Annotated in this window: 10 protein-coding genes; 1 reads left to right on the forward strand and 9 read right to left on the reverse strand. The window is 54.0% G+C overall.

The genetic code is table 11. From position 1 onward, the window contains the following. Window positions 1-43: 43 nt before the first annotated feature. Window positions 44-1,621: a glutamine-hydrolyzing GMP synthase gene (gene guaA / locus WC7_RS08975; RefSeq protein WP_016153990.1), complete on the reverse strand. Its 1,578-nt coding sequence runs from the start codon at window positions 1,619-1,621 to the stop codon at window positions 44-46. Window positions 1,622-1,684: 63 nt separating this feature from the next. Continuing rightward, a complete protein-coding gene (guaB, locus tag WC7_RS08970) occupies window positions 1,685-3,151 on the reverse strand; it encodes an IMP dehydrogenase (protein ID WP_019077375.1) in 1,467 nt (488 codons plus the stop codon). 160 nt (window positions 3,152-3,311) lie between these two features. Between guaB and xseA the strand changes: the two genes are divergently transcribed. Further along, window positions 3,312-4,685: an exodeoxyribonuclease VII large subunit gene (gene xseA, locus WC7_RS08965; protein ID WP_016153992.1), complete on the forward strand. Its 1,374-nt coding sequence runs from the start codon at window positions 3,312-3,314 to the stop codon at window positions 4,683-4,685. Here the strand turns inward: xseA and WC7_RS08960 are convergent. From WC7_RS08960 to hisS, 7 genes are all read right to left on the reverse strand, one after another. Continuing rightward, a complete protein-coding gene (locus WC7_RS08960; RefSeq protein ID WP_016153993.1) occupies window positions 4,682-4,897 on the reverse strand; it encodes a zinc ribbon domain-containing protein in 216 nt (71 codons plus the stop codon). The genes xseA and WC7_RS08960 overlap by 4 nt on opposite strands. Before the next feature lie 51 nt (window positions 4,898-4,948). Beyond that, window positions 4,949-6,031 (reverse strand): Gfo/Idh/MocA family oxidoreductase, encoded by a 1,083-nt coding sequence (locus tag WC7_RS08955; RefSeq protein WP_016153994.1) that lies wholly within the window; start codon window positions 6,029-6,031, stop codon window positions 4,949-4,951. 63 nt (window positions 6,032-6,094) lie between these two features. Continuing rightward, window positions 6,095-7,636, reverse strand: a complete 1,542-nt coding sequence (locus tag WC7_RS08950) for a peptide MFS transporter (RefSeq protein ID WP_016153995.1) — start codon at window positions 7,634-7,636, stop codon at window positions 6,095-6,097. A 300-nt stretch (window positions 7,637-7,936) separates the two neighbouring features. Continuing rightward, entirely contained in the window at window positions 7,937-9,409 is a 1,473-nt protein-coding gene (gene der, locus WC7_RS08945) for a ribosome biogenesis GTPase Der (protein ID WP_016153996.1), read from the reverse strand. 117 nt (window positions 9,410-9,526) lie between these two features. After that, complete coding sequence (gene bamB / locus WC7_RS08940; protein ID WP_016153997.1) at window positions 9,527-10,705, reverse strand: outer membrane protein assembly factor BamB; 1,179 nt, start codon at window positions 10,703-10,705, stop codon at window positions 9,527-9,529. A 10-nt stretch (window positions 10,706-10,715) separates the two neighbouring features. Then, window positions 10,716-11,336 (reverse strand): YfgM family protein, encoded by a 621-nt coding sequence (locus WC7_RS08935; protein ID WP_016153998.1) that lies wholly within the window; start codon window positions 11,334-11,336, stop codon window positions 10,716-10,718. Between the two features lie 13 nt (window positions 11,337-11,349). Further along, window positions 11,350-12,624 (reverse strand): histidine--tRNA ligase, encoded by a 1,275-nt coding sequence (hisS, locus tag WC7_RS08930; RefSeq protein ID WP_016153999.1) that lies wholly within the window; start codon window positions 12,622-12,624, stop codon window positions 11,350-11,352. Window positions 12,625-12,632 lie beyond the last annotated feature (8 nt).

The raw sequence follows: 12,632 nt of genomic DNA on the forward strand, positions 1-12,632 counted from the left end.
TTTTACATACCACCGGTTCAGAAACCGCTAAACGAGAGGAATATTATTCCCACTCAATCGTAGCTGGCGGCTTACCGCTGATGTCATACACCACGCGGGAAATACCGTTAACTTCGTTGATAATGCGGTTAGAGACGCGGCCTAAGAAGTCATACGGCAGGTGCGCCCAGTGCGCGGTCATAAAGTCGATGGTTTCAACAGCACGCAGGGAAACAACCCAGTCGTACTTACGGCCATCGCCCATGACGCCAACGGAACGTACCGGCAGGAACACGGTGAACGCTTGACTCACTTTGTTGTACAGGTCAGCGTTGTGCAGTTCCTCAATGAAGATAGCATCCGCACGGCGCAGCAGGTCGCAGTACTCTTTCTTCACTTCGCCCAGCACGCGTACGCCCAGACCCGGACCCGGGAATGGGTGACGGTACAGCATGTCGTACGGCAGACCCAGTTCCAGACCAATCTTACGCACTTCGTCTTTGAACAGCTCACGCAGCGGTTCAACCAGCCCCATCTTCATCTCTTTCGGCAAACCGCCCACGTTGTGGTGAGATTTGATGACGTGCGCTTTACCAGTGGCAGAAGCCGCGGACTCGATCACGTCCGGATAGATGGTTCCCTGCGCCAGCCACTTAACGTCTTCCAGCTTCAGCGCTTCTTCGTCGAAGACTTCCACGAACACACGGCCGATGATTTTACGTTTAGCTTCCGGATCGTTCTCGCCTTTCAGCGCGTCCAGGAAACGCTTTTCACCTTCAACATGAATGATGTTCAGGCCGAAATGGTCGCCGAACATATCCATCACCTGCTGAGCTTCGTTGAGACGCAGCAGACCGTTGTCGACGAACACACAGGTCAGGTTTTTGCCAATCGCACGGTGCAGCAGCATCGCGGTGACGGAGGAGTCAACGCCGCCGGAGAGGCCGAGGATCACTTTATCAGTGCCAACCTGCTCACGAATGCGGGCAACGGCGTCATCGATAATTTTTGCCGGGGTCCACAGCGCTTCACACTGGCAGATGTCGCGCACAAAACGCTCCAGCATGCGCATCCCCTGACGAGTGTGGGTAACTTCCGGGTGGAACTGCACGCCGTAGAAACGTTTTTCCTCGTGCGCCATGATGGCGAACGGGCAGTTGTCGGTGCTGGCAACGGTCACGAAACCTTCCGGAATAGCGGTCACTTTGTCGCCGTGGCTCATCCACACGTCCAGCAGTGGTTTGCCGTCTGCGGTCAGAGAGTCTTCAATACCGCGGATCAGCGCGCTGTCGGTCTGAACTTCAACCTGCGCATAGCCGAATTCACGTTCGTTAGAACCTTCAACATGACCACCGAGCTGCATTGCCATAGTCTGCATGCCGTAGCACACGCCGAACACAGGCACGCCCGCAGTGAAAACGTATTCCGGCGCACGCGGGCTGTTTTCTTCAGTGGTGCTTTCCGGACCACCGGAAAGAATGATACCGCTTGGGTTGAATTCGCGAATTTGTGCTTCCGTAACATCCCACGCCCACAGTTCACAATAGACGCCCAGTTCACGTACGCGACGAGCAACCAGCTGAGTGTACTGAGATCCGAAATCAAGGATGAGAATGCGATGTTTATGAATATTGTCTGTCATTGACGCTAATTCCGAGGCAAGTGAAACAAATTCGCCCGGCATATAGCCGGGCGCGGAAACTTATCAGGAGCCCATGCGGTAGTTAGGGGACTCTTTGGTGATGGTCACATCGTGAACGTGACTTTCCTGAATACCCGCACCGCTGATACGTACAAACTCTGCTTTTGTTCGCAACGCGTCGATAGTACCACAGCCGGTCAGACCCATACAGGAGCGCAGGCCACCCATCTGCTGGTGAATGATCTCTTTCAGGCGACCTTTATAGGCAACGCGACCTTCGATACCTTCCGGGACCAGTTTGTCAGCGGCGTTATCGCTCTGGAAATAACGGTCGGAAGAACCTTTGGACATCGCGCCCAAAGAGCCCATACCACGGTATGATTTGTAAGAACGACCCTGATACAGTTCGATTTCGCCCGGAGATTCTTCAGTCCCCGCCAGCATAGAGCCAACCATCACTGCAGAAGCACCCGCAGCGATCGCTTTTGCGATGTCGCCGGAAAAACGAATACCGCCATCGGCAATAACCGGAATACCAGTGCCTTCCAGCGCTTCAACGGCGTCAGAAACGGCGGTGATCTGCGGTACACCTACGCCGGTAACGATACGGGTAGTACAGATGGAGCCTGGGCCGATACCGACTTTAACAGCGCTGCAGCCGGCTTCCGCCAGCGCACGAGCGCCTGCACCAGTCGCAACGTTCCCCCCGATGATCTGCAGATCCGGGTATTTAGCACGAGTTTCACGGATACGCTGCAGTACGCCTTCTGAGTGACCGTGAGAGGAGTCAATCAGCAGAACATCAACGCCAGCGGCAACCAGCGCGTCAACACGCTCTTCGTTACCCGCACCTGCGCCTACAGCAGCCCCAACGCGCAGACGACCATGCTCGTCTTTACAGGCGTTAGGTTTACGTTCCGCTTTCTGGAAATCTTTAACGGTGATCATGCCGAGCAGATGGAAGCTGTCGTCAACAACCAGCGCTTTCTCGACGCGTTTTTCGTGCATTTTGGCAAAGACAACATCGCGTGCTTCGCCTTCACGAACGGTCACCAGACGCTCTTTCGGCGTCATGTAGACGCTAACCGGCTGATTCAGATCAGTCACAAACCGTACGTCACGACCGGTGATGATGCCGACCAGTTCGTTATCTTCAGTCACTACCGGGTAGCCTGCGAAACCGTTACGCTCGGTCAGTTCTTTTACTTCGCGCAGAGTGGTGGTTGGCAGTACGGTTTGTGGGTCGGTCACGACGCCAGATTCATGTTTCTTCACGCGACGAACTTCTTCCGCCTGGCGCTCAATAGACATGTTTTTGTGGATAAAACCGATGCCGCCTTCCTGAGCCAGGGCAATTGCCAGGCGCGCTTCCGTCACGGTGTCCATTGCTGCGGAGAGCATAGGAATGTTCAGGCGAATGGTTTTCGTCAACTGGGTGCTGAGATCAGCAGTATTCGGCAGAACGGTAGAATGAGCGGGAACGAGGAGGACGTCGTCAAACGTCAGGGCTTCTTTTGCGATACGTAGCATGGGCAATATCTCACCTGGGAGGTTATTAAATATTGCCGCGGCATTATACAGAGCGTAACCGATTGCATCCACACTTTTTTGCAAAAAAACCTTGCGCTCCTCTGTGAGCATGTTACTTTCGACTGAATAACTTGCTGATTTAGAATTTGATCCCGCTCACATGTTATCCTCTCAGACCACCTCAATTTTTACCGTAAGCCGCCTGAATCAGACGGTTCGTTTGCTGCTTGAGCAGGAAATGGGACAAGTGTGGATCAGCGGTGAAATTTCGAATTTCACGCAGCCGTCCTCCGGTCACTGGTATTTCACGCTCAAAGATGACACCGCTCAGGTACGCTGCGCGATGTTTCGCAACAGCAATCGCCGGGTAACGTTCCGACCACAGCACGGTCAGCAGGTACTGGTACGCGCCAACATTACATTGTACGAGCCGCGCGGCGACTATCAGATAATTGTTGAGAGCATGCAGCCAGCGGGCGAAGGTTTGCTGCAGCAAAAATATGAGCAACTCAAGGCCAAACTGCAGGCTGAAGGGCTATTCGATCAGCAGTTCAAAAAAACGCTGCCCTCACCGGCCCACTGCGTCGGGGTAATCACCTCTAAAACCGGCGCCGCGCTGCACGATATCCTCCACGTCCTGAAGCGTCGCGACCCTTCCCTGCCCGTTATTATCTACCCGACCGCAGTCCAGGGCGATGATGCGCCAGGGCAGATCGTTCGGGCCATTGAACTGGCGAACGCGCGGGGCGAGTGCGATGTGCTGATCGTCGGGCGCGGCGGCGGCTCGCTGGAAGATTTGTGGAGCTTTAACGACGAACGTGTAGCACGGGCGATCTTTGCCAGCCGCATTCCAGTCGTCAGCGCCGTCGGCCATGAAACCGATGTCACTATTGCCGATTTTATTGCAGATTTACGGGCACCTACGCCGTCGGCGGCGGCAGAAATTGTCAGCCGTAATCAGCTTGAACTGCTGCGTCAAATACAGCATGGTCAGCAGCGTCTGGAGATGGCGATGGACTACTACCTCGCCAATCGTACTCGTCGATTTACCCAGCTTCATCACCGCTTGCAACAGCAGCATCCGCAACTGCGTCTGGCCCGTCAACAGACCGTGCTGGAACGACTGCGTCAGAGAATGAACTTCGCACTTGAGAATAAGATTAAACAGGCAAATCAACGTCAGCAGCGCATGCTGCAGCGTCTGAATCAGCAAAACCCGCAGCCGCGTATTTACCGTGCGCAAACACGCATTCAGCAACTGGAATACCGCCTGGCGGAAAGTATCCGTGCGCGTTTAAGCGAACAACGCGAACGTTTTGGCAACGCGGTTACCCATCTTGAGGCAGTCAGCCCGCTGGCTACGCTGGCGCGCGGTTATAGCGTGACGACCGCAAAAGAGGGTGAAGTGTTGAAACAGACTAAACAGGTTACAGCAGGTGATGTGCTCACCACCCGCCTGTCTGACGGATGGGTGGAAAGCGAAGTGAGAGCTGTCACGAAAACAAAGAAAACACGCAGGAAAAAACAGGATTAACGCGGCACAAACGCCACGCGTTTCTTCGAGATAAGGCCATGACCGTTCTGGCAGAAATAATCCACCGCACCACAGGCTTTAAGCACCTGCAGTGGCTGATTGCACTCCGGGCAGTGCGCTTCTAACTGAATATCTTTATTACAGTTATCACAGTGCGCCATACCGTTTTGCGGCTCCAGCTCTGCATGACAATCCGGGCAAATAATAGACATAGCGACTCCAGTACAGGGATCCATTACTGCGCTGAGTTTAACACGATGCGTTTAATGCCGCCCGCGTAACTGCTGCTGTAACGTTAACAGGCACTCCACTTCCTCCAGCCTGCGCTGCGTCGTGCGGCTCACTTCCTGTGGACTGCGTTCAAACAGACTTTGCGCGCCCAGAATATGCTCCGCCAGACAATGGGCATATACACTACCAGGCAGACTCCAGCGTTGTACAACATCACCGTCAATCAATTCGAGCACATCCTCGACACCACGGCGATCATGGCTAATGACACGACCATCGCGCAGACAAAGGCGCAGGCCTTTTTGTCCGCCAGCCGGCCCCGCGTATTTATTCAGCCAGATATCCAGCGGAATGCCACTAATCTGTCCCTGCAGATGCGCTTCTCCTTCTGCTGTGGTCAGGTCGCCCTCTACAATATCACGTCCCAGACGGTCTTTAGCGCTCTTCACCTGCAAGGTCATACTGTCATTACCGCCCAGGTAACGCACTGTTTCACGCAGCATTGCCAGTACATGTGTGCCAATGTCCAGAATCACACCGTCCGGATGACGAAGCTCACGGGTATCCGGCTCACCGGTGGCAAAGTTAAGCGCAATGGGTTCTCCAACAGCGTTAAACCCGCTCGGTTCCTGCAAAAAACCGTCGATTTTAACAATGTGTGAAAAGTGAGAGACAAGTGCCTGTTGCGGATTATCGCCCTGCCACTGCGCTCCGAGTTTGCCCAACGCCAGCTGCATTGCGCCATTGCGTGCCATCCAATGGTCGAGTGCCAGCACGCGGTTGGCAGCATCCGGTTGAGCCAGCAGCGTTTTCAGTTTTTCAATTTGGGAAAGCGTGGCGACAATAGGCTTTTCGACCACGATACGAGCGATGGGAGCCGCCAGCGCCTGTTCAAGCACATCGAGGTGATACAGGGATGCGGTGGTAATAAAAATGGTATCAAGCGGCATTGCAAGAAGTTCAGCGAGCGACGCACAGCGCGTCACGTCTGCGGGCTGCTTTGCGGGTTGAACATCAAATCCCACACAGCGTAGTGTATCACCGAACATATTACGTAATGCGGGCAAGTATGCCGTTTCAACGACTGCACCAAGCCCAACAAATCCTAACAGCATGCTCTTACCTCGTTAATTGAATAGCCGGGACATAACGTCTGCCCCGGCACAATCGAGGTGTTATCAGGCGCTAGTTGCCGGTTTAGTTTGCGTATTTTCCAGCATGCGACGAATCGGAACAATGAGGATGATCAGTACCGCAGCACAGATCAGCAGCGCAATCGAGCAGCGTGCGAAGAGATCCGGCAGCATATCCAGTTGGTCAGCCTTCACATGACCGCCAATCAAACCTGCGGCCAGGTTGCCCAGCGCACTGGCGCAGAACCACAGGCCCATCATCTGCCCGCGCATTCTTTCCGGCGCCAGCAGCGTCATTGTCGCCAGACCGATCGGACTCAGGCACAGCTCGCCAAGCGTCAGCATCAGTATACTGCCCACCAGCCAGAATGGAGAAACGCCTGCCCCGCCGTTACTGAGAACGTTTTGCGCCGCCAGCATCATCAGACCAAAGCCTGCCGCCGCAAAGAGGATACCGATAACAAACTTGGTGATGCTACTCGGGCGAATATTCATGCTTGCCAGCTTCGGCCATGCCCAACTGAATACCGGTGCCAGCAGGATAATAAACAGCGCGTTTATCGACTGGAACCAGACCGCCGGGATTTCAAAATCACCGATCATACGGTTAGTGTAGTCGTTGGCGAACAGGTTGAACGAGGTTGGCTTCTGCTCAAACGCGGACCAGAAGAACGCGGCGGAAACCAGCAGGATAAAGCAGACCAGCAGTCTGGCGCGCTCTTTACGGTTCAGACCGGCAAAGATGAACAGGTAGATAAAGTAGAGCGCAACGGAGGCTGCAATCACATACACCAGCATGCTGGCAACCGCGACCGGATTAATTACAATCACGCCCTGCGCTATCAGCGTAACAATAACCGCCGCACCGACGGCCAGCGCCAACAGCCACGCGCCCACGCCGTTACGTTTCACTACCGGGCTATTCCAGGTGGAGTCGAGCCCCACTTCGCTGTCGTAGCGTTTCATTGATGGAACGGCAAATAAACGGAAAATGATCAACGCCACCAACATCCCGATACCACCGATGCCAAAGCCCCAGTGCCAGCCGTGAGTTTTAATCAGCCAGCCGGAAATCAGCGGCGCGATAAACGACCCCATGTTGATGCCCATGTAGAACAGCGAGAAGCCGCCGTCGCGACGCGCATCGCCTTTTTTGTACAGCGTGCCAACCATGACCGAAATACAGGTCTTAAACAGACCGGAGCCGAGCACAATAAACATCAGACCAATAAAGAACAGGTTGTTCCCCATAATGGCGGAGAGCGCAATTGACAGATGGCCGAGGGCAATCAGGATGGAACCGTACCACACCGCTTTCTGTTGGCCGAGCCAGTTATCCGCCAGCCAGCCACCCGGTAGCGCAGCGAGGTACATCGTACCGGCAAAGATACCCACAATCGCCGAGGCATTTTCACGTGCCAGCCCCATGCCGCCGTCATAAACGGTAGCAGCCATAAACAGGATCAGTAACGGGCGAATACCATAAAACGAGAAGCGCTCCCACATCTCTGTGAAGAACAGCGAGCCGAGCGGATAAGGATGGCCGAAGAAAGTTCGGCTTTCTTTTTGATTAACAGAGGATTGCATAATTCTCCCGAAAGTTATGTCGTCGTGTGTGTAAACACCGCGATGTACGCCAGCCAGTTACGTATCTGACCGATTTTTTACATGCGGCGAAAATTTATTTAACCATTTGATAACCTAAGGCTAGTTTTGTCTAGTACCAGCCCTCGGACTTTAAGACGAAAACTCGACAAATGTCTACTTTCTTAGATTTAAACTTGGTAAAAAATGAATAGTGATTGACATCGCACGGGCTGAGGCTGGCGATGGAACGTCGAAAAAAAACCCGCGACAAGCACGGGTTTTTATCAGCATCAGCAACGGTTACTTGCTTTTTTTGATGTGTTTTATCAAACGCTTACGTTTGCGCATCTGCGTAGGCGTCAGCGTATTACGCTTGTTCGCAAACGGGTTTTCCCCTTCTTTGAACTGAATGCGGATCGGCGTCCCCATCACATCCAAAGACTTACGGAAATAGTTCATCAGATAACGCTTGTAGGAATCCGGCAGGTCTTTGACCTGGTTGCCGTGAATCACCACGATTGGTGGGTTATAACCACCGGCGTGGGCATATTTCAGCTTCACACGACGACCACGCACCAGCGGCGGCTGATGATCTTCTGCCGCCATAGTCATAATGCGCGTCAGCATCGCGGTGCTGACGCGACGGGTGGAGCTGTCATACGCTTCGCGGACCGATTCAAACAGATTACCCACGCCGCTGCCGTGCAGCGCAGAGATAAAGTGTACACGCGCAAAATCAATAAAGCCCAGACGGAAGTCCAAGGTCTCTTTGACCTGCTCTTTCACTTCCTGCGTCAGGCCATCCCACTTGTTGACCACAATAACAAGTGAACGCCCACTATTGAGGATAAAGCCCAGCAGCGACAGGTCCTGATCGGAAATACCTTCGCGCGCGTCAATCACCAGCATCACCACGTTGGCATCTTCAATCGCCTGCAGCGTTTTGATAACTGAGAATTTTTCTACTGCTTCGGTAATTTTGCCGCGCTTACGCACGCCCGCGGTATCGATGAGCACATATTCGCGCTCATCGCGTTGCATCGGGATATAAATACTGTCACGCGTGGTCCCCGGCATGTCGTAAACCACTACGCGGTCTTCGCCGAGAATACGGTTAGTAAGCGTGGACTTACCTACGTTCGGGCGACCAACAATCGCCAGTTTGATCGGCAGGTCCTGCGGGTTGAAGTCATCTTCAGGCTCTTCTTCGCCGTTCTCTTCGGCTTCCAGTTGCGCCCAATATTCTGCATCTTCATCCACTTCTTCCTGAGGAGCAACGTCATCCATCCACGGCAGCAGAACATGCTCCAGCAGGCTGAGAACGCCACGACCATGGGATGCCGCGATCGGATAAATTTCACCCAGACCCAGCGAGTAGAAATCGACGACCGCCTGATCAGGATCGAGTCCGTCAGTTTTGTTGGCTACCAGGAACGTCGGTTTCTGGCGCGAACGCAGATGTTTCGCAATGGCTTCATCCGCAGGCATCAGGCCAGCACGCGCATCTACCATGAACAGCACAACGTCCGCTTCTTCGATCGCCAACAGCGACTGTTCCGCCATGCGGGTTTCTACACCGTCTTCGGTGCCATCAATACCGCCGGTATCAATACAGATAAACTCGCGGCCTTCAATTTCCGCACGACCGTACTTACGGTCACGAGTCAGACCCGGGAAATCCGCAACCAGCGCATCTCGGGTGCGAGTTAGACGGTTAAATAACGTGGATTTGCCAACGTTAGGGCGCCCGACAAGCGCGACCACAGGTACCATGTTTAAAGCCTCATTTAATAAATCATCAGACAACGGCACATTTTTTGCGCCGTTGTTAAAAACAGTAAAACGGCCCCTGCACCAGGAGCCGTTTTTCAAAGCGAGCGGCCGGGACGATTAACGCGTAATAGAGTACAGCGTACCGTCTTTCGCCTGGATCAGCAGTTTACCATCAGCAGAGACCGGCTCGGTCAGGAAACCAGAGCTGTCAACTTTCTGCTGGGCGACAAAGCGGCCATCGTCAACGTTAATCCAGTGCAGGTAGCCTTCGCTATCACCCACGACCAGATTGCCGTTATACAATACCGGGGACGTCAACAGACGGTGCAGCAGATCGCTTTGCGTCCACAGCGTCACACCGCCGTCGGTGGTCAGCGCCAGTACACGGTCGTTCTGGTCAACCAGGTAGATACGGTTACCGTCGACGATGAAATCATTCACTGAACCCAGTTCACGTTTCCACATGATCTGACCGCTGCGCAGATCCAGCGCCGTCAGGTTACCATTATAAGCCAGCGCGTAGACAACGCCATTGACGATAACCGGCGTGGTATCAACGTCGCTCAGACGATCGATTTCCGTTGGACCTGTCGCCTGAGAAATACGCTGCTGCCAAATCATCTGGCCCTGCTGCATCAGCACGGCGCTTACGCGGCCGTTATCACCGCCAACGATAGCTGCGCCAAAGGCTGTCGCTGGGGCAGATTCGCCGCGCAGAGACAGTGAAGGCATGTCGAGGTTAACGGTCCATTTGATGGCGCCGTCAGCTTCGTTCAGGGCCTGCAACTGACCGTTACTGGTGTGGATTAATACCACGCCATCGCTCACAACAGGACGAGACAGCGCTTCACCGGCAACTTTCGTCTGCCATGCGGTGGTACCATCGCTGGTGTTCAGCGCATAAACCTGCGCTTTTTCGCTGCCAATGTAAACATGGCCACCGGACACGGTTACACCGCCAGAAAGCTGTGCAGATGCGCGGGAGAACCAGCCGTCTTTCTCACCCAGATTAACAGACCATACTTCTTTGCCGTCGTCCGCATTCAACGCCTTAACGACGCCGGCGCGATCGGCTGCATAGACAACGTTATCCGCCAGCGCAGGATGAAGATTGGAATAGAAATCACCAATACCGTTACCTACAGAGGTGCTCCAGTCCGTAGACGGAGTAAACTGGTTTTCAACCACCGGTAATGGGGACATCTTAACGACATCTTCTTCGCCACTAAACAGTGAACAGCCGCTCAATAGGGTAACGGAAAGCAGCCCTGGCAGAAGTAATTTACGCAATTGCATCGGGTCCCTCTCAGATGGACAAATTATTGATTTTCATCTGCATCATTTCGCTCAGAGCAGGAGAGGCATCGCTTTTCACGCCCGCTTCCCATGCGCTACGCGCACCTTGTTTATCGCCTTTGCTCAGCAATGCTTCACCGCGCAGGTCGGCAACAATGGCCGTCCACCCTTCACCTTTAATGGTGTCGAGTGTTTTCAGCGCGGTATCAGCCTGTTTAAGCTGAACCTGAACACGAGCCAGACGCAGGTTAATCACCGCTTTGAGATTCTCATCGCTGGTCGCTGCTAAGCCTTGTTGCAGCTGGCTTGCGGCTTTCTCAAGTTCATTTTTGTCAACAAACTGCTGCGCCAGTTCCAGTGAAGCTAACGCGCCGTAGGTATTTTTGTTTTCTGCGGCAAATTTCTCTGCAGCAGGAAGGCTATCCGGTTTACCCGCGCTAACCGCAGTCACCGTATTTTGATATGCCAGAGAAGCAGAGCGTGCGGACTCCGTCTGATGGCTGGTCCAGTAACGCCAGCCAACCAGCGCGCCAACCCCTAAAATGACCCCAACAGCCAGCGCTTTGCCGTTTTCAGCAAAGAAGCGTTTTACTGCATCAATCTGGTCGTTTTCGTTCTCGTAAATTTCCACGCTGTCCTTCTCCTTAGCCCAGTAGAGTGCGCAAATGCGCGGCAACGCTATCCTGCGCTACTGCCGTTTGCTCACCAGAGCGCAAATCCTTCACTACAACAGTACCGTCAGCCACTTCGGACTCGCCCAGTACCAGTGCAACGCGGGCGCCCCACTTGTCGGCGCGGGCAAACTGTTTCTTAAAGTTGCCGCCACCGTGGTTTGTCATCAGTTTCACACCAGGAACTTCATCGCGCAGACGTTCTGCAAGCCGCATTGCAACCGACTGCGTATCCGCCCCCGAAGCGACCAGGTATATATCGACAACAGGATCTGCGTTAAATTCCGGATTAACTGCCTGAACTAACAAAACAAGTCGTTCCAGACCCATGGCAAAGCCCACGGCCGGCGTTGCGCGACCGCCAAGTTGCTCTACCAGACCGTCGTAACGCCCACCGGCACACACGGTACCCTGAGAGCCCAGGCTGCTGGTAACCCACTCAAATACGGTGCGGTTGTAATAATCAAGACCACGAACCAGACGCTGATTGACGGTATAGGCAATACCTGCGGACTCCAGCAGTTTGCACAGGCCCGCAAAGTGCTCGCGAGAGTCGTCATCAAGATAGTCGCCCAGTGCAGGTGCGTCGTTGAGCAGCGCCTGTACTTCCGGGTTTTTGGAGTCGAGAACGCGCAGCGGGTTAGTGTACATACGGCGCTTGCAGTCTTCGTCCAGTTTCTCTTTGTGCTGTTCCAGGTAGGCGACCAGCGCATCACGGTAGTTAGCGCGGGCTTCAAGCGAACCAATTGAGTTCAGCTCAAGGCTGACATGCTGAGAAATACCCAGCGCGCGCCACCAGCGAGCGGTCAGCATAATCAGTTCAGCATCGATGTCCGGGCCTTGCAGGCCAAACACTTCGACACCCAACTGATGGAATTGACGATAGCGCCCTTTTTGCGGACGTTCGTGGCGGAACATCGGCCCGATATACCACAGACGCTGTTCCTGATTGTACAGGAGACCATGTTCGATGCCGGCGCGTACGCAGCCCGCAGTCCCTTCAGGACGCAACGTCAGGCTGTCGCCATTACGGTCCTCAAAGGTATACATCTCTTTTTCAACCACGTCGGTGACTTCACCGATCGCGCGTTTGAATAACGGGGTCTGCTCTACAATCGGCAAGCGGATTTCACTGTAACCGTAGCTGCCGAGCACGTTTTTGAGAGTGCCTTCAATGCGCTGCCAGATGGCGGTTTCGCCAGGCAGATAATCGTTCATGCCGCGAATGGCTTGAATGTTTTTTGCCACGTTTATTC

Source organism: Citrobacter sp. KTE151, from assembly GCF_000398845.1.
GTDB classification, from domain to species: domain Bacteria; phylum Pseudomonadota; class Gammaproteobacteria; order Enterobacterales; family Enterobacteriaceae; genus Citrobacter; species Citrobacter braakii.